A 17,605-nucleotide genomic window follows, 5' to 3' on the forward strand; every position below is an offset into this window, starting at 1 on the left:
CACCAGCACCACGCTGCTTATATTTTCCTTTTGGATTTTCGAACCCTTGCCAGTCCTGATTGCTCAAAAGTCGCTGCATATCTGCAAGCATCACTCTCCGGTCGTTGAATGCTGACTCCGGAGGAATGTGCTCGAAGGTTAGCGGTCCGTACGCGCCGCAGATCGCGCAGTTACCTAGCGGAAGAGCCATAATAAGATACCAGCCGCCTCCGAGTTCAAGCCGACCACCGGTCGGGTGCGATTCTTAAATCTCTTGGGGGCTGCAGCGTGCGGGACTGATCAGGTCAGTCAAGGACCGCCCTCCGGGCGGCCGCCGCGCGGCGACGCGGAGCGTCGTCCTTGAGTGACCTGATCAGCCCCGCGATCGTCTCGCCGTGAGATTTAAGGCGGGCTCCTTCTCCGGGGAGAAGGAATGCCACGCATGAACTCACACCCCGATTTCCCCGGCGAATGCCGGGGCCCAGAGTCATCCTGAACGACGGGCCTAGCGCCCCCTCCGTCTCGATGCGTATTCGCATCGATCCTCCTCCCCCGCGCGCGGGGGAGGAGATGGCGGCTTCCTCCTCACCCGCGTCGCGCGAGCGGCGACGGGACGGAGGGGGCGCTCAACGCCCCCTACTTCGGCGTCAGCCGGAACAGGCCGCCCTTCGTCGAGTCCTCTAGGAGCCACAGCGCCCCGTCCGGCGCGACCTCGACGTCGCGGATGCGGTGGCCGAGTTTCCAGCGTTCGGCGCCCGTGGCCGTCGCGCCGTTGACGACGATGCGGTTCAGCGACTTGGACCCCAGACCGCTGACGAAGGCCGAGCCCTCCCACTGGGGGAACATCTTGCCGTGATAGAACATCAGGTTCCCCGGCGCGATCACCGGCGTCCAGTACAGCACCGGCTTTTCCAGGTCCGGCCGCGTGTCGGGGCTGGGGATCGGCACGCCGTTGTAGTTGACCGCGTAGGAGACCAGCGGCCAGCCGTAGTTCTTGCCCGGCTGGATCAGGTTCAGCTCGTCGCCGCCCCGGGGGCCGTGCTCGACCTCCCACAGCCGGCCGTCCGGCGCGAAGGCCAGGCCGTAGGGCGTGCGGTGGCCCGTGCTCCAGGTCTCGGCCGGCGTCAGGTTCGGGCCCGGGAACGTGTAGGTGCGGACCACCGGCGCGGTCTTGGCCGCTTCGGTGTCGGTCGGCGGATCGATGATCGGCACGCTGGCCGCGCCGGTCTTGCCCGCCATCGGATTGCCCGGGGCCGGCTTGCCGTCGAGGGTCAGGCGCAGGATCTTGCCCAGCGGCGAGTTGGGATCCTGAGCCGGCGTGAAGCGCTGACGCTCGCCGACCGTGAGGTACAGGAACTTGCCGTCGGGCGAGAACGCGACCTGGGCGCCGAACTGGCCGCCGTCGCCGCGTCCGCCGTCGCGCCAGATCACCTTCAGCCCGTCCAGGCTGGGCTTGTCGCCCTTCAGGGACAGGGTCGCCCGCGCCAGGGCCAGGCTGGAGCCGCCGCCGCCCGGCTCGGCATAGGTCAGGTAGACGGCGTGGTCGGTCGCGTAGCGGGGCGACAGGAAGATCCCCAGCAGACCGCCCTGCCCCTCGGCCAGCACGGGCGGCACATGGGCCACGGCGGTCTTCGCGCCCGCCTGGGTCACCAGCCACAGCGCGCCGGGCTTTTCGGTGATCAGCATCCGGCCGTCGGGCAGGAAGGCGACGCGCCACGGCTGGTTGAACGTGGCGACCTGGGTCACGGTGAACGGCAGGGAGGCCTCGGGGGCCTGGGCGCCGAGATTGGTCTGGGCGTGGACGGCCGTCGCCGACGCCAGCGTCGTCAGCAGGGCGAATGGAGCGAGCTTCATGCTTGGGTTCCCAGGGCGTGGTCGGAGCGGCGGGCGACCGCTCCATGGTCAGAGATGTAGAGCGCGCCGCGATCGCTATAGCTCCGACACTTTCGGCGCGAAGTCACCCGGCCAATGACGGCTTTCGCGCCGCCGGCTTTACGCTGCCGCGCCGGCCCGCTAGAAGCGCTGCCGATGCAAGTCCGCGCCATCACGATTATTAGCCCGAAAACGACCCGCCGCGGCGGGGCGTCGTCGGGTGCGTGCGCGAACTAGCCAGCATCCGAAGTCAGCCCCGCCGATGCGCGGGGCGGCTCTCTCGACCACGAGATCCTTGAAGCTCCCGCGCCTCCGCATCACCAGGAGACGCCTTGCTATGCACTTCAAGTTTTCCCGATCCCATCCGCCCCGCGTCGGCGTCGTCGGCGCCACCGGCCTGGTCGGCGGCATGATGCGCGAGCTGCTGGCCGAGCGGGACTTCCCGCTGGCCGAGCTGCGCCTGTTCGCCTCGGCCCGCTCGGCCGGGACCAAGATCGACTTCAAGGGCCAGACGGTGGTCGTCGAGGACGCCTCGACCGCCGACTTCGCGGGCCTCGACATCGTGTTCTTCTCGGCCGGCGGCGGGACGTCGCTGGAGCTGGCTCCGCGCGCGGCGGCGGCCGGGGCCGTGGTGATCGACAACAGCTCGGCCTGGCGCGGCGATCCCGACGTCCCGCTGGTCGTGGCCGAGGTCAATCCGCACGCGCTGAAGAGCATCAAGAAGGGCATCGTCGCCAATCCCAACTGCACCACCATGGCCGCCATGCCGGTGCTGAAGCCCCTGCACGACAAGGCGGGCCTCAAGCGCCTGACCGTCAGCACCTACCAGGCCGCCTCGGGCGCGGGCGTGGCGGGCATCCAGGTGCTGTCCGGCCAGCTGAACGCCGGCCTGGACGGCGACCTGGAAGGCCTGGCCCGCTCGCCCGACGCCGCGCCCCTGCCCGCGCCGGTGAAGTGGGCCGTCCCGTTGGCCTACAACGTCGTGCCGCTGAACTACCGCGTGGTCGAGGACGGCTATACCGAGGAGGAGGTCAAGCTGCGCGACGAGAGCCGCAAGATCCTCGAGATCCCCGGCCTGCCGGTCAGCGGCACCTGCGTGCGCGTGCCGGTCTTCACCGGCCACTCGCTGTCGATCAACGCCGAGTTCGAGCGGCCGATCTCGGCCGCCGAGGCCGCGTCGCTGCTGACGGACGCGCCGGGCGTCGTGCTGGACGACGTCCCCAACCCGCTGGCGGCCACCGGACAGGACCCGGTGTTCGTCGGCCGCATCCGTCCGGACCCGACCGTCGCGCATGGCCTGGCCCTGTTCGTGGTCGGCGACAACCTGCGCAAGGGCGCGGCCCTGAACGCCGTGCAGATCGCCGAGGTGATGCTGGGCGCGTAGAGCACGGCAAGCCTTTAGCGCCCCCTCCGTCACGGCGCATACACGGCGCATATCCGCGCCGCGACACCTCCCCCGCTTCGCGAGGGAGGAGAACCAATCTCCTCCCCCTTGCAAAGGGGGAGGTGGATCGCCGCGGATACGCGGCGAGACGGAGGGGGCGCTAAGCCACCGCCCGCGCCATCGGCCAGTCGACATCGACCTCCGCCGCCAGGAAGTCGATGAAGGCCCGCACCCGCGCCGGCAGCGGGCCCGCGTGGCCGACATAGACGGCGCTGATCGTCTCCAGCTCCCCCGAATTGAAGTCGTCCAGAACCGGAACCAGGCGCCCGGCCCGGATATGGTCGACGATGTGGAAGATGCCCAGCTTGGTGATCCCCTGCCCGGCCAGGGCCAAGTGGGTCGCGCACTCGCCGTCCCCGACCATGGCCCGACCGTGCGCCGGATAGTACGCCCGCTCGCCATCGATCAGAAACGGCCACTCGTCGCACTGGCGCGAGAAGTTGAAGGTGATCAGGTCGTGGCCCGCCAGGTCGTCGGGACGCCTCGGCGTCCCGCGCCGCGCCAGATAGTCCGGCGAAGCCACCAGGACGGTGCGGCTGTCGCCCAGCTTCTTGGCCACCAGCTGCGAGGGCCGCAGAGGCCCGACGCGGATCGCCACTTCCGCGCGTTCGTCCAAGAGATCGATGACCTGGTCCGTCAAGGTCACGTCGACCTGCACCTCCGGATGCAGGGCCGTGAACCTCGGGATCAGGGGCAACAGGTGATGCAGGCCGAACGGCACATTGGAATTGATCCGCAGCCGCCCCCGGGGGACCGCGCAGGCCGCCACCGACCGCTCGGCCTCGTCCAGGTCGGCCAGCACCCGCAGGGCGCGCTCGTGGAAGGTCAGACCCTCGGCCGTCAGTCGCAGCTTGCGCGTCGAGCGGTTCACCAGCCGCGAGCCCAGCCGGGCCTCCAGCCGCGCCACCAGCTTGCTGACCGCCGACGGGGTCATGCCCATGGCCTTGGCGGCGGCCGTGAAGCCACCTTCCTCGACCACGCGGGCGAAGACCTCCATCTCGCCCGAGCGATTGATCTCCTGGCGCGCCATCGTGCCCTCAAATCACAAGTGAAGTTCCTGGCCGCAATCTAATTCACAGACGCGCGCGGCGCTATCTGACCGCCTGACATCAATGGAGCCGGCCGTCATGCCTATCGCCCTCTATGCCCTGACCGTCGGCGCCTTCGGCATCGGCGTCACCGAATTCATCATCATGGGGCTGCTGCTGCAGGTCTCCGCCGATCTTGGCGTCTCGATCCCCACCGCCGGCCTGCTGATGACCGGCTACGCGCTGGGCGTCTTCGTCGGCGCGCCGATCCTGACCCTTCTGACCCGCCGACTGCCGCGCAAGACCACCCTGCTGGTGCTGATGGCGATCTTCACGGTCGGCAACGCCCTGGCGGCGATCGCCCCGACCTACGGAATCCTGATGGCCGCCCGGCTGGTCACGGCCCTGGCCCACGGCACCTTCTTCGGCGTCGGCTCGCTGGTCGCCGTCTCGCTGGTCGCGCCCGAGCGCAAGGCTTCGGCCATCTCGATCATGTTCACGGGCCTGACCATCGCCACCCTGCTGGGCGTGCCGTTCGGCGCCTGGCTGGGCCTGGCCTTCGGCTGGCGGATGGCCTTCTGGGCCGTGGCCGGCGTCGGCGCCCTCGCCTTCGTGGTCCTGGCCGCGCTGGTTCCCGCCGCCCAGGACAAGGTCGAGCCGGCGCCCCTGCGCGAGGAGTTCGCCGTGCTGGCCCGGCCGCAGGTGCAGCTTGGCCTGTTGATGACCGTTCTCGGCTTCGGCGGCGTGTTCGCGGTCTTCACCTATATCCAGCCGATCCTGACCGAGCTGGCCGGCTTCTCGAAGGCGGCCGTCTCGCCGATCCTGCTCGTGTTCGGCGCGGGACTGGTCGGCGGCAATCTGGTCGGCGGACGCTGGGCCGACAAGGGCCTGAACGCCGCCCTGGTCGGGACCCTGGCGGCGCTGACCCTGGTCATGGCCGGCTCGGCCCTGGCCTTCCACAGCCAGGTCGGCGCGGTGATAGCCGCCTTCCTGCTGGGCGCGGCCGCCTTCGCCACCGTCGCGCCGCTGCAGATGCGGGTGCTGAGCCAGGCCGGCGGCGCGGGCCAGGGCCTGGCCTCCAGCCTGAACATCGCCGCCTTCAACCTCGGCAACGCCTTCGGCGCCTGGCTGGGCGGGGCGGTCATCGCCCACGGCCCGGGCCTCTCCGCCATCCCGCTGGTGGCCGCCGCCGTGCCGCTGTCGGCCCTGGCGCTGGCGGGCTTCTCCCTGGCGCTCGAACGCCGCGCCCAACCGTCGATCGCCTAAGGAGCAAGGTTCATGGAATATCGCGCGCTCGGCCGGTCCGGCCTGAAGGTCCCCGCCCTTTCGTTCGGCGCCGGCACATTCGGCGGCCGGGGCCCACTGTTCTCGGCCTGGGGCGATACCGACGCCGCCGGCGCCAGCCGCATCGTCGATATCTGCCTGGAAGCCGGCGTCACCCTGTTCGACACCGCCGACGTCTATTCGAACGGCGCGTCGGAAGAGATCCTGGGCGCCGCCCTGGCGGGCCGCCGCGAGCGGGCGCTGATCTCGACCAAGCTGGGCCTCCCCACCGGTGACGGGGCCGGCGGAGCCTCGCGCCCGAAGCTAATCGACGGCGTCGAAAAGGCGCTCGGACGCCTGCGCACCGACCGCATCGACCTTCTTCAACTTCACGCCTTCGACGGGACCACGCCGGTCGAGGAGACCTTGGCCGCCCTCGACGACCTCGTCCGCGCCGGCAAGGTGCTCTATGTCGGCGCCTCCAACTTCGCGGGCTGGGAGCTGATGAAATCCCTGGCCGCCGCCGACCGCCACGGCTGGCCGCGCTATGTGGCCCACCAAGCCTATTATTCGCTGGTCGGCCGCGACTACGAGTGGGAGCTGATGCCGCTGGGCGCGGACCAGGGGGTCGGCGCCATGGTCTGGAGCCCGCTGGGGTGGGGCCGCCTGACCGGCAAGATTCGCCGCGGCCAGCCGTTGCCGGAGACGAGCCGCCTGCGCGAGACGGCCGACGCCGGCCCGCCAGTGGACGACGAACGCCTCTTTCGCGTGGTCGAGGCCCTGGACGCCACCGCCGCCGAGACAGGCAAGACCATCTCGCAAGTGGCGATCAACTGGCTGCTCCAGCGCCCGACGGTGTCCAGCGTCATCATCGGCGCCCGGACCGAAGACCAACTGCGCCAAAACCTCGGGGCGGTCGGCTGGGTCCTGACGGCTCAGCAAATGGCCCAGCTGGACGCCGCCAGCGCGACGACCCCAGCCTATCCCTACTACCCCTACTGGCGCGAGGGCGGCTTTCGGACCGTGAACCCGCCGCAGGTCTCGATTCGATGACCGTTTCGCACCGATCGGAAAAGCTCTAATCCCCACTCATGCTGACCGATCCCCTGTTCTACGCCGTGGCCATTCCTGCCGTGATCCTGCTGGGCATGGCCAAGGGCGGGTTCGCCGGGATCGGGGTGGTGGCCGTGCCGCTGATGGCCCTGGCCGTCTCGCCGGTCATGGCCGCCTCGATCACCCTGCCGATCCTGCTGGTCCAGGACGTGGTCAGCGTCTGGGCCTTCCGGAAGAGCTGGGACAAGGGCCTGCTGCTCCTGATGCTGCCGGCCGCCGCCGTCGGCGTTTTCCTGGGCTGGGCCCTGGCCGCCTTCGTCAAGGAGGCGGCGGTCGAGCTGGCGGTGGGGGCGATCTCGGTCGTCTTCGCCCTGCAACGCCTATGGGCCGAGCGGGCGGTCAGCGCGGCGGAACAGGTCGCGGCCGCGCCCGGCCGTGCCTGGCTGGGCGCCCTGTGCGGCGCGGCGGCCGGCTTCACCAGCCAGATCGCCCACGCCGGCGGCCCGCCGTTTCAGATCTACGTGCTGCCCCGCCGCCTGCCGCGCGACGCCTTCATCGGCACCAGCGCCATCTTCTTCGCGACCGTCAACTGGATGAAGGTCCCGGCCTATGTCGCTCTGGGCGCCTTCACGCCCAAGGTGCTGGCTACCGCCGGGGTGCTGCTGCCCCTGGCCATCGCCTCGACCTGGGCCGGGGTCTGGGTGGTGCGCCGCGTGCCGGCCGAGGGCTTCTACCGGGTGATCTACGTGCTGCTGGTCCTGGTCGGCGGCAAGCTTGTCCTCGACGGAGCCCGAGGCCTCATCGCCTGAGCGCGGCCTTTTGACCTCCCGAGCGATTTTCGGCCGGACGGCCCTTTCAAGGCCATGATGATCGACGCTTATATGTCATGGAACGAACCTAGCGTTCGGACGTACAGCACAACGCACCCGGGGCGGGCCATGACCACGACCAGCACCTCCACCGATCTCGTCGCGACCCAGACGGCGACCCACTATCCGACGCCGGCGGCCAAGTGCGCCGACCTGATCGTTCACCTGGCGGGCCTGGCCTGCGCCCTGCTGGGCGGCGGCATCCTGCTGGGCCTGGCCTTTGGCCTGGGCAACCTCAACCAGGTGGTCGCCGTCAGCATCTACACGGTCGGCCTGATCCTGATGCTGTCGCTGTCGACCGCCTACAACTTCGCCAAGGCCCGCTGGCGCCCGCTGCTGCGCCGCTTCGACCACGCGGGGATCTTCGTGATGATCGCCGCCTCGTACACGCCCTTCACCACCCAGAACCTGCATGGCTGGTGGGCCATCGGCATGACGACCGCCGTCTGGACCGTGGCCGGCGCCGGCGTGTTCGCCAAGCTGCTGCTGCCCGGCCTGGACAAGCGGTTCTGGGTCGGCCTCTATCTCGCCCTCGGCTGGCTGGTCCTGGTGGCCATCAAGCCGATGATCGACGGCCTGTCCTGGGTGGCCCTGCTGCTGCTGGCCATCGGCGGCGTCGTCTATTCCACCGGCACCATCTTCTACCTGATGCGACGCCTGAAGTTCCGCCGCGCCATCTGGCACGGGCACGTGATCGGCGGCGCGGGGCTGCACTACGCGGCCGTGCTGGTGGGCGTGGTGCTGGCCGGCGCGCGCTAGGCCGTCGTGGACAGGGATCCCGGCAAGATCAACCTGCAGAGCTTCTTCCGCGATCGGAAGACCGTCGACCCGCTGCGCGGCAAGCGCCTGCCCACGCCGACGGGCGATCGCCCCGTCGAGGCCATCGGCTTCCCGGGCGTGCGCCTGACCGTCGACCAGGCCGACGACGCCCTGAAGCAGGCCGCCGACCGTCTGGCCCCGATGCGCTCGCTGCTGGGCCGCGACGAGTTCAACATCCTGGCCCTGTCGGGCGGGGCGTCCGGCGGCGCCTATGGCGCGGGGCTGCTGACCGGCCTGACCCTGGCCGGCCGCCGTCCCGACTTCGCCATCGTCACCGGCGTCAGCACCGGCGCCCTGATCGCGCCGCTGGCCTTCCTCGGTCCGGCCTGGGACGAGCGCCTGACCGACGCCTATGTCGGCGGCCACGCGGCGGAGCTCTTGAGCTTCCGACGCCTGGGCCCCGCGCTCGGCCCCAGCATCTTCAAGGGCGAATCGCTAGACGCGCTGGTCGAGGCCTTCGTCGATCAGGAGATGATCGCCGCCATCGCCGCCGAGCACCTGAAGGGCCGTCGCCTGCTGATCGCCACCACCAATCTGGACAGCCAGCGGGCCGTGGTCTGGGACATGGGCGAGATCGCCGCGCGCGGCGGCGAGGCGGCGCTGAAGCTGTTCCGCACCCTGCTGGTCGCCTCGTCCTCGGTGCCCGGCATCTTTCCGCCCAAGCTGATCGACGTCGAGGCCGACGGCCAGCATCTGCAGGAGATGCACGTCGACGGCGGCGTCGCCGCGCCGCTGTTTCTGATGCCCGACGCCCTGCTGCACTGGCGCAACCTGGGCTCTCGCCTGCGGCGCGGCCGCGTGCACGTGATCGTCAACACGGTGCTGGACCCCTCGACCCAGTCCACGCCGCCGGGCGTGGCCTCGATCATGAGCCGCAGCTTCGAGACCATGCTGCGGTTCTCGTACCGTCAGGCCCTCAGCCTGGCGGCGGGGTTCTGCTCGCGCCACAACCTGCCGCTCTCGGTGGCCTCGATCCCCAACGCCTTCGAGGGCGCGAACCTTCTGAAGTTCGAGACCGAGCTGATGCGGCGGATCTACGACGCGGGCCAGCAGCAGGCCCTGACCGGCCAGGCCTGGACCAGCGCGGTCGAGGAACAAAGCCTGTGGCGCGGCCTGTTCAAGAAGCAGACCCCGCCCGTCTCGCCCGGCGTTGGCCTCGTCGTCCGCGACGCGTCGGGTCCCGTGGACGCCGCCGCGCCGCTGGAACCCCACCCTTGACCCCTGGTTCCATCTAAACCAGACAGGCGCTAGAGTGTGATAGCCGAAAGTGTGAGCGGTTTCGGCTATCACACTCTAAATGTTTGATTTAGAGCCTTATTTTTTCGCTCGAATGATACCATTCGAGCGGATAAGGCTCTAGGCTCGCCGCATGAAACGCTCGATCCTCGCGCTTCTGGCGCTCGCCCTTTTGCTCCCTGTCTCGACCCGCGCCGCCGATTGGCCGACCAAGGAGGGCGACTTCATCGCCCGCGACGTCACCTTCAAGTCGGGCGAGACGCTGGCCGAGGTCCGGTTGCACTACACGACGCTGGGCACGCCGCACCGCGACGCCAAGGGGCGGATCGACAACGCGGTCATGGTGCTGCATGGCACGGGCGGCTCGGGCAAGAACTTCCTGGTTCCGGTGTTCGCCGACGAACTCTACGGCCCGGGCCAGCCGCTGGACATCGGCAAGACCTTCGTGATCCTGCCCGACAACATAGGCCACGGAGGCTCGTCCAAGCCCAGCGACGGCCTGCGGATGACGTTTCCGCACTACGACTACGACGACATGGTCGCCTTGCAGCACAGATTGCTGGTCGAGGGCCTGGGCGTGACGCGGCTGAAGCTGATCCTGGGTACGTCCATGGGCTGCATGCACGCCTTTGTCTGGGGCGAGACCTATCCAGGATTCGCTGAGCGCCTGGCGCCGTTCGCCTGCAACACGGTCGCCCTGGCCGGCCGCAATCGCATGTGGCGCAAGATGGCCATCGACGCGATCAAGGCCGACCCCGCCTGGATGAACGGGAACTACACGACCCAGCCGATCGCGGGCATCCGCGCCGCCGCCGACCTGCAGATCATCGCCGGCGCCAATCCGATCGCGCTTCAGGCCCAGTATCCAACCCGCGAAGCGGCCGACAAGGCGCTGGAGCAGTCCTTCGCGCGCATGACCAGCGCCTACGAGGCCAATGACGCGCTCTACTACCTGGACGCCTCGCGCGACTATGACCCGTCGCCGGGGCTGGAGAAGATCACCGTGCCGGTGCTCTGGGTGAACTCGGCCGATGACTTCATCAATCCGCCCGAGTTGGGCCTTGCCGAACGCATGGTCAAACGGATGCCGATGGCGCGCTTCGTGCTGATCCCAGCCTCGGTCGAAACCCGTGGCCACGGCACGCACACCTCGGCCCGGTTCTGGAAGACGGATTTGGCGAAGCTGCTTTCGCAATAGGCGGATATCGGCCGGTCGAACGCGGACGGTTCTCAAGCGGCGCCGGACATGCCTCTATGCCGTTCAGGCAAAAGGGGGAGGCCTTGATGCGGCCATCGACGAAATTTCTGACCGCCTTCGCTCTGGCGGCGGCGCTGCCGGCGGCGGCGCGGGCGCAAACGCCGGCTCCGCTTCGCCCGGACCAGACCGCGTTTCGCGCGCTCTATCAGGAGCTGGTCGAGACCGACACCAGCGCCACGACGGGCAGCTGCACGGCCTTGGCGGACAAGATCGAGGCGCGTCTGCGCCAGGCCGGCTATGGCGACGGCCAGATCACGCGCTTCGCCGACCCGAACTACCCCAAGGAGGGCGGCATCGTCGCCGTCCTGCCCGGAACCTCCAAGACGCTGAAGCCGCTGCTGCTGCTGGGCCATCTCGACGTGGTCGTGGCCAAGCGCGAGGACTGGACCCGCGACCCGTACAAGCTGGTCGAGGAGAACGGCTACTTCTATGGCCGGGGTACGGCGGACATGAAGGCCATGGACGCCATCTGGATCGACGCCATGACCCGCTTCAAGGCCCAGGGCTATCGCCCCAAGCGCGCGATCAAGCTGGCCCTGACCTGCGGCGAGGAAGGCGGCTCGCCGTTCAACGGAGCCGAATGGCTGACCAAGAACCGGCCCGATCTGGTCGCCGCCGAATTCGCCCTGAACGAGGGCGGCGGCGGGCGCACCGACGGTAAGGGCAAGGTCGTGACTGCCAGTATGCATGTCGGCGAAAAGGCGGTGGCGCAGTTCCGGGTCGAGACGACCAATCCGGGCGGCCATAGCTCGGTTCCGGTTCGCGACAACGCCATCTACGAGCTGGCCGACGCGCTGACGCGGATCCGGGATCTTGATTTTCCGCTGCAGATGAGCCCGACGACCCAGGCCTTCTTCGCCCGCGCCGGCGCCGCGCGGGGCGACGACCTGGGCAAGGCGATGGTGGCGCTATCGAAGGATCCGACCGACAAGGCGGCCGAGGCCATCGTCAACACCGATCGCAGCTACCACTCGATGCTGCGCACCACCTGCGTGGCCACGACGCTGACCGGGGGCCACGCCGACAACGCCCTGCCCCAGCGGGCCAGCGCCAACATCAACTGCCGGGTCTTCCCCGGCGAGACCGTCGAAAGCGTCCGCGCGGCGCTGGCGGCGGCGATCAACGATCCCAAGGTCACGGTCACGACCCGGCCGATGCGCGGGCCGCTGGCCCAGCCGCCGCCCCTGGATCCAAAGGTGATCGGCCCGGCGGAAAAGCTGGTCGCCAAGTACTATCCGGGCGCGCCGCTGGTTCCCACCATGTCGACCGGCGCCACCGACGGCATCTTCCTCGAGGCGATCGGCATCCCGTCCTACGGCCCGCCGGGGACGTTCAGCGACCCGGACGGCAACGGCACGCACGGCCTCAATGAGCGCCTGGCGGTTCGGGCGCTTTACACCGGCCGCGAACTGCTGACCGAGCTGGTGAAGATCTACGCCGACGCCGATTGAAGGCGTCGGGCTCTGGCGGGCGAAGGCCTGGACCCGGTTCAGGCCTTCTTCAGCCAGCGCGCGCGCAGCTTGGCCACATTGGGCGGATCGGCGCGGAAGTCGCTGGCCAGCCCCAGGCGGGCGTTGCACGAGGGACAGCGGACCGAGTCCTCGTCGGCCAGCTCGGCCGGCGGGTCGAAGCGCGTGCCGCACGGCTTGCACTTCCAGTCGCCGGTGGGCGCGGGCGGCGGAGGCGGCGGCGGTGGCGCCGCCTGGGGCGTGAACACGGTCGTGCGAGCCGACGGCTTGACCATGCGCTCAAGCGGCGGCGGCCCGCCGGGGGCGGCGACCGGGCTCTTGAGGCTCAGGGTCTTGCGGCGCGGGGGCTCGCTTTCGCTCATGACATCGCTGGCGGCTGTGGAAGGACCCGGGCTTGCTGCATGAAAGCGGCCCGAAACACAAGCCTTATAGGACTTACCAGCGCGGCTTCAGGCTGAAGGACAGAGCCACGACGTCGTCCTTCTGGGTGGCCAAACCCATGATGCCGTCCTTGGCGCGGATCTCGCGATGGATATAGCCCAGCGACGCCTGCATGGGTCCGCGCCGCCAGGCGACGCCCGCCTGGCTGTCGCCGATCAGGCGGCTGGCGGCGTCCTGGGTCAGGCCGGCCCGGCTCCAGTCGCCGTTCTGGCCGCGCAGCATGTTGAAGCCGACCGCGCGCCCGCTGGCGGCGGCGTAGATGTACCAGCGCCCCCGGTCGCCGAAGGTCGCGTCGCCGTCATGCAGGCCCAAGGCATCCTGGACCTGCCCCTTCATCGCCTTGCCCAGGCGCACCGTGGCGCCGGCCTCCGCCGAGCCGCCGCTGCCGCCGAAGCCCACGCCGGCGTGCGGAGTGACGTCCAGGGCGTACTTGCCGTCGCCAAATTGCATCGCCGCCGGCCAGCCGCGCGTGACGGTGACGTCGACATCGCGCGCCTCGTAGGCCTCGGCGCCGGGGCGGACCAGGACCAGGGGCGCGACGGCGGCCACGCGGGCCACGCCGCCGACTGAGACGCGCACCGAGTCGATCGGCCCGCCGGGTTCGGCCTGGTGGGTGAAGGCGTTCGAGCGCCAGCTCACCGGGCCGACGCCCGCGTAATAGCGATCGGCGTCCAGAAGGCGGGCGTCGCCAGCCGTTCCAGCGGGAGAAAGGGCGAAGCCGCCCTCCAGCCTGGCCTCGGACGCGGCGGGATCCAGCGCCGCGAAGCCCGCCCCGCTAGCGGGCGGGATGATCGGACGATCCGCCTCGAGTTTAACGACGAAGGACATCTTGGCGGCCGGCTGCCCGGCATGGGCCAAGGTCGCGTGGGCGCTGATGGCCGCGATCACGGCCATGGCGCAAAAGACGGTTCGCTCCCCAGCGGTCCGCATCGCGGAATCCCCATCCCAATGGACACCCAGCCTACGCGCTTCGCCGTGTCTGTCCATCGCGACGGATGCGCACAGGATGAACCGCGATCATCGACCAAGGTTCCGCCTGATTTCGGAGCCGCCCGCCCAAACGCGCGACGGCGGCGCGATCGCCCGCGCCGCCGTCCGATGTGCTTCTGAATGCCTGTTTGGAGGGCCGCCGGCCTACTGGCAGGCCAGGCATTCCTCGTAGTCGGTCTTGGCCGGAGCGTCGAAGCCGCCCGTCGCCTCGCCCTTGCCCTCGGCGCCGGCGTAGGCCGCGCGTTGCACCGACTTGGAGCGCAGATAGTACAGGCTCTTCACGCCGCGCTCCCAGGCCGACCAGTGCAGCATGTGGAGATCCCACTTATCGACGTCGCCCGGCAGGAAGACGTTGACCGACTGGCTCTGGCAGATTTCCGGCGTGCGGTCGGCGGCCAGTTCGATCACCCAGCGCTGATCCAGCTCGAAGGCGGTCTTGTAGACGTCCTTGTCGTCCTGGCTCAGGAAGTCCAGGTGCTGGACCGAACCCTCGTGCTCCAGGATCGAGCCCCACACCGCGTCGGTGTTATGGCCCTTCTCCTCGAGCAGCTTCTCCAGATAGGGGTTCTTGACCGCGAAGGAGCCCGACAGGGTCTTGTGGGTGTAGATGTTGGCCGGGATCGGCTCGATGCCCGCCGACGTGCCGCCGCAGATGATCGAGATCGAGGCGGTCGGGGCGATGGCCAGCTTGTGCGAGAAGCGCTCCATGGAGCCGCGGTCGGCGGCGTCGGGGCACGGGCCCTTCTCCTCGCCCAGCTTGATCGAGGCCTTGTCGGCCTCGCGGCGCAGGTGCTTGAACATCCGCATGTTCCAGCTCTTGGCCAGGGCGCTCTCGAACGGCACGTTCTGGCTTTGCAGGAAGCTGTGGAAGCCCATCAGGCCCAGGCCCACCGAACGCTCGCGCATGGCGGCGTAGGCGGCCGTCGAGGCCGCGTCGGGGGCGCGGTCGATGAAGTCCTGCAGGACGTTGTCGAGGAAGCGCATGACGTCCTCGATGAACAGCGGATGGTCGCGCCATTCCAGGAAGGTTTCGGCGTTGACCGACGACAGGCAGCAGACGGCGGTCCGCTCGTTGCCCAGATGGTCCGTGCCGGTGTGCAGCATGATCTCGCTGCACAGGTTCGACTGCCGCACCTTCAGGCCCAACTCCCGCTGGTGCTGGGGCATGGCGCGGTTCACGCTGTCCGAGAAGATCAGATAGGGCTCGCCGGTCTGCAGGCGCAGCTCCAGCACCTTCTGCCACAGGGCGCGGGCGTCGACCTCGCGCAGCACTTCGCCGGTCTTGGGCGAGCGCAGGCCGAACTTCTTGCCGTCGCGCACGGCGAACATGAATTCGTCCGTGATGTTGATGCCGTGGTGCAGGTTCAGGGACTTGCGGTTGAAGTCGCCCGACGGCTTGCGGATCTCGAGGAACTCCTCGATCTCGGGGTGGTGGATGTCGAGATAGACGGCGGCCGAGCCGCGGCGCAGCGAGCCTTGGCTGATCGCCAGGGTCAGCGAGTCCATCACGCGGATGAAGGGGATGATGCCCGAGGTCTGGCCTTGGCCCTTGACCTTCTCGCCGATCGAGCGGACGCCGCCCCAGTAGGTGCCGATGCCGCCGCCATTGGCCGCCAGCCAGACGTTCTCGTTCCAGACGCCGAGAATGCCGTCCAGGCTGTCATTGACCGCGTTCAGGAAGCAGCTGATCGGCAGGCCGCGATCGGCGCCGCCGTTCGACAGCACCGGCGTGGCCGGCATGAACCACAGGCGGCTCATATAGTCGTAGACGCGCTGGGCGTGGTCGGCGTCGTCGGCGAAAGCCGTGGCGACGCGCGCGAACATGTCCTGATAGCTTTCGCCCGGCAGGAGATAGCGGTCTTCCAGCGTGGTCTTGCCGAAATCGGTCAGCAAGGCGTCGCGGGAGCGGTCGACCTCGACCTTGCGCACCAGCGCCAGCTGGGGTCGTTGCGACGGCTTGATCGCCGTCAGCCGGGCTTCGTTCCGAACGCTCGTCTTCACCGCTTCACTGCCGTTCATGACCGAATCCATTGCTCAATCAGCGTGTTCCGGAGAAGGGAAACGCCCCGGCCAGCCGCTACATGTTGTGGCTGAGGAGCCCCCTCAACCCACATATGGGGCCATAGTGGTGAATGACTCGTCAACGCCTCGCGGGCGAGTTTTTCGTTAACAAACTGTGCACGCCGCGAACTTGTGAGGCAGGATCAACGGGTTGCGCCAGCGAACTTTTTTCAGGCGCGACAGGAGGCCGCAAGCGGCTCCCAGACATCCGCCCCCGGACAACGTCGTTCGCTAACAGACGGACCACAAGGGATAGGGGCGCGCGGTGGACAGGACCGCGTCGGCGGAGGCCCAGGGAGGCCTCGGCGAAAGCCTCGCCGGCCGGCCTTTGGGGCAAGATCGGCGCGCCCGCGAAACGCCAAGGCGACGCCCAAAGAGAAAGGGCCCGGCGTTTCCGCCGGGCCCTCCCCGTAGCAGTGTGATTCGATCTTAGAAGTTGATCGAGATCGTGGAACGGCGGTTCAGCGGTTCCTTCACGCCATCGCCGGTGGCGACGGCCGGTTGGCTCTTGCCCTTCCAGTCCACGCCGAGCACGGACTGCGGCACGCCTTGCGACACCAGAGCGTCGGCGACGGCCTTGGCGCGGCGTTCCGACAGCTTGATGTTGTACTTCACCGAACCCGAGGTGTCGGTGTGACCGACGACCACGATCTTCGTGGCGTGACCAGCGTTGGCGTACTTAGCCGCTTCCGTGACCACCGATTGCGCGTCCGCCGTCAGGACCGATTGGTCGAACGGGAAGTACACAATGAACTCGCGAGCCTCGTACTGCGGCGGCGGCGGAGGCGGCGGCGGCGGGGGAGGCGGCGGGGGCGGAGGCGGAGGAGGCGGCGGCGGCGGGGGGGCGGCGGCGGCGGGGGCGGCGGCGACGCGAACGAGTAGCGCAGACCCACGGTCAGCGACTGGTCCTTGTACTCGCCGGTGAACGCGCCCGGCGCCAAGGCGCCCGAACCCGTCGTCTGCCAAGAGTGATCAGCACCGCTGATATAGCGGTAGGTGAAGTCAATCTTCAGCTTGTCCGAAGCCTTGATCGAAGCGCCGGCGATGGCTTGGTAGGCCACGGCCATGTCGTTGTCGTCGACCGACAGGTTTTGGATCGCGGCGTTCGTCGCGGAAATAGCGCCGACGTTGCTGAACTGGCCCAGGGCCTTGACGTCCAGACGGTTGATGCCGACGCCGACGCCGACGAACGGGTTGATCCACGAATTCGGGGCGAAGTCGTAAAGGACGTTCGCCATCAGGGTCCAGGACTCGATCGAGCCGTCCGGAGCACCGCAGACGGCGGAAGCGGCCGTGCGCGTCACGCCGGGGGTGCAGAGACCAACCGGGGTGCGCACGCCCGGACCGTGAACGGCCTTCAGGTCGCCGGGGCGGTAGCCGCCTTCGACTTCAGCGCGCCAGTGCGGGTCGAACTGGTAGCCCAGACGAACGAAGCCCGCCCAGTCGTCCTTAGACTTCCAAGCCCAGTGATAATGATCGCCGTCCGGCGCATTCACTTCCGACTCGGACTTGATGGCTTGCGGCCAGTGATAGCCAAGATCGACCGCGCCGTACCAGCCGGTCTCTTGGGCCGAAACGCCCGACGCGGCGAACACCGCGGCCAGAGCAGCTCCCGCCAGGAGGTTGAGTTTCATCGTTGAAGAGCCCTCTATTGCCCTGCCCAGGCCGGATACCGACCGAGCATCGTTATACCAAGGCGAACGCCACGGGAAAGTGTCAGCAAAGACACACTCGTCAGGTTTCGCCCCTTCGCTATTGCTCAGGAAAGCTAAACAAGACCGCCCCTCAGAATCAACATCCGAGCGTGTCCGCCAACATCCGCT

The 17,605-nt window shown here is 68.8% G+C and carries 13 protein-coding genes and 1 pseudogene; 8 read left to right on the forward strand and 6 right to left on the reverse strand.

Features of this window, described 5'->3' with window-relative positions; genetic code table 11:
* Positions 1-615 precede the first annotated feature (615 nt).
* Positions 616-1,833, reverse strand: a complete 1,218-nt coding sequence (locus OR37_RS03280) for a PQQ-dependent sugar dehydrogenase (protein ID WP_004615785.1) — start codon at positions 1,831-1,833, stop codon at positions 616-618.
* Positions 1,834-2,188: 355 nt separating this feature from the next.
* Here OR37_RS03280 and OR37_RS03285 point away from each other — a divergent pair, with 355 nt between their 5' ends.
* Positions 2,189-3,235, forward strand: a complete 1,047-nt coding sequence (locus tag OR37_RS03285) for an aspartate-semialdehyde dehydrogenase (protein ID WP_004615786.1) — start codon at positions 2,189-2,191, stop codon at positions 3,233-3,235.
* Positions 3,236-3,395: 160 nt separating this feature from the next.
* On the opposite strand, the gene OR37_RS03290 is transcribed toward OR37_RS03285, so the two are convergent.
* On the reverse strand, positions 3,396-4,325 hold the full coding sequence (locus tag OR37_RS03290; protein WP_004615787.1) for a LysR family transcriptional regulator: 930 nt from the start codon (positions 4,323-4,325) through the stop codon (positions 3,396-3,398).
* Between the two features lie 97 nt (positions 4,326-4,422).
* Between OR37_RS03290 and OR37_RS03295 the strand changes: the two genes are divergently transcribed.
* From OR37_RS03295 to OR37_RS03325, 7 genes are all read left to right on the forward strand, one after another.
* Positions 4,423-5,589, forward strand: a complete 1,167-nt coding sequence (locus tag OR37_RS03295; RefSeq protein WP_004615788.1) for an MFS transporter — start codon at positions 4,423-4,425, stop codon at positions 5,587-5,589.
* A 12-nt stretch (positions 5,590-5,601) separates the two neighbouring features.
* Positions 5,602-6,639, forward strand: coding sequence for an aldo/keto reductase (locus OR37_RS03300; protein WP_004615789.1), 1,038 nt, complete (start codon positions 5,602-5,604; stop codon positions 6,637-6,639).
* A gap of 38 nt (positions 6,640-6,677) precedes the next feature.
* Positions 6,678-7,448: a sulfite exporter TauE/SafE family protein gene (locus tag OR37_RS03305; protein ID WP_004615790.1), complete on the forward strand. Its 771-nt coding sequence runs from the start codon at positions 6,678-6,680 to the stop codon at positions 7,446-7,448.
* Positions 7,449-7,577: 129 nt separating this feature from the next.
* Positions 7,578-8,267: a PAQR family membrane homeostasis protein TrhA gene (trhA, locus tag OR37_RS03310; protein WP_035016891.1), complete on the forward strand. Its 690-nt coding sequence runs from the start codon at positions 7,578-7,580 to the stop codon at positions 8,265-8,267.
* Positions 8,268-8,273: 6 nt separating this feature from the next.
* Positions 8,274-9,545: a patatin-like phospholipase family protein gene (locus OR37_RS03315; RefSeq protein ID WP_004615793.1), complete on the forward strand. Its 1,272-nt coding sequence runs from the start codon at positions 8,274-8,276 to the stop codon at positions 9,543-9,545.
* A gap of 151 nt (positions 9,546-9,696) precedes the next feature.
* Positions 9,697-10,761 (forward strand): alpha/beta fold hydrolase, encoded by a 1,065-nt coding sequence (locus OR37_RS03320; protein WP_004615794.1) that lies wholly within the window; start codon positions 9,697-9,699, stop codon positions 10,759-10,761.
* An 86-nt stretch (positions 10,762-10,847) separates the two neighbouring features.
* Positions 10,848-12,272 carry a M20/M25/M40 family metallo-hydrolase gene (locus OR37_RS03325; RefSeq protein ID WP_004615795.1) on the forward strand — a complete coding sequence of 475 codons (1,425 nt, stop codon included), beginning with the start codon at positions 10,848-10,850 and terminating at the stop codon, positions 12,270-12,272.
* Positions 12,273-12,310: 38 nt separating this feature from the next.
* On the opposite strand, the gene OR37_RS03330 is transcribed toward OR37_RS03325, so the two are convergent.
* From OR37_RS03330 to OR37_RS22310, 4 genes and pseudogenes are all read right to left on the reverse strand, one after another.
* Positions 12,311-12,652 (reverse strand): hypothetical protein, encoded by a 342-nt coding sequence (locus OR37_RS03330; RefSeq protein ID WP_004615796.1) that lies wholly within the window; start codon positions 12,650-12,652, stop codon positions 12,311-12,313.
* 73 nt (positions 12,653-12,725) lie between these two features.
* Positions 12,726-13,661, reverse strand: a complete 936-nt coding sequence (locus OR37_RS03335; protein WP_004615797.1) for a lipid A-modifier LpxR family protein — start codon at positions 13,659-13,661, stop codon at positions 12,726-12,728.
* A 204-nt stretch (positions 13,662-13,865) separates the two neighbouring features.
* Positions 13,866-15,752: a ribonucleoside-diphosphate reductase subunit alpha gene (locus tag OR37_RS03340; protein ID WP_165570564.1), complete on the reverse strand. Its 1,887-nt coding sequence runs from the start codon at positions 15,750-15,752 to the stop codon at positions 13,866-13,868.
* Between the two features lie 459 nt (positions 15,753-16,211).
* Positions 16,212-17,416: pseudogene (locus OR37_RS22310) on the reverse strand (OmpA family protein).
* Positions 17,417-17,605: the final 189 nt, after the last annotated feature.

It is taken from the genome of Caulobacter vibrioides OR37, from assembly GCF_000372645.1.
GTDB classification, from domain to species: domain Bacteria; phylum Pseudomonadota; class Alphaproteobacteria; order Caulobacterales; family Caulobacteraceae; genus Caulobacter; species Caulobacter vibrioides_E.

Bases quoted from the DNA above. Each gene is read 5' to 3' on its own strand.
- OR37_RS03280 (WP_004615785.1), bottom strand. From the start codon at position 1,833: ATGAAGCTCGCTCCATTCGCCCTGCTGACGACGCTGGCGTCGGCGACG.
- OR37_RS03285 (WP_004615786.1), top strand. From the start codon at position 2,189: ATGCACTTCAAGTTTTCCCGATCCCATCCGCCCCGCGTCGGCGTCGTC.
- OR37_RS03290 (WP_004615787.1), bottom strand. From the start codon at position 4,325: ATGGCGCGCCAGGAGATCAATCGCTCGGGCGAGATGGAGGTCTTCGCC.
- OR37_RS03295 (WP_004615788.1), top strand. From the start codon at position 4,423: ATGCCTATCGCCCTCTATGCCCTGACCGTCGGCGCCTTCGGCATCGGC.
- OR37_RS03300 (WP_004615789.1), top strand. From the start codon at position 5,602: ATGGAATATCGCGCGCTCGGCCGGTCCGGCCTGAAGGTCCCCGCCCTT.
- OR37_RS03305 (WP_004615790.1), top strand. From the start codon at position 6,678: ATGCTGACCGATCCCCTGTTCTACGCCGTGGCCATTCCTGCCGTGATC.
- trhA (WP_035016891.1), top strand. From the start codon at position 7,578: ATGACCACGACCAGCACCTCCACCGATCTCGTCGCGACCCAGACGGCG.
- OR37_RS03320 (WP_004615794.1), top strand. From the start codon at position 9,697: ATGAAACGCTCGATCCTCGCGCTTCTGGCGCTCGCCCTTTTGCTCCCT.
- OR37_RS03325 (WP_004615795.1), top strand. From the start codon at position 10,848: ATGCGGCCATCGACGAAATTTCTGACCGCCTTCGCTCTGGCGGCGGCG.
- OR37_RS03330 (WP_004615796.1), bottom strand. From the start codon at position 12,652: ATGAGCGAAAGCGAGCCCCCGCGCCGCAAGACCCTGAGCCTCAAGAGC.
- OR37_RS03335 (WP_004615797.1), bottom strand. From the start codon at position 13,661: ATGCGGACCGCTGGGGAGCGAACCGTCTTTTGCGCCATGGCCGTGATC.
- OR37_RS03340 (WP_165570564.1), bottom strand. From the start codon at position 15,752: ATGGATTCGGTCATGAACGGCAGTGAAGCGGTGAAGACGAGCGTTCGG.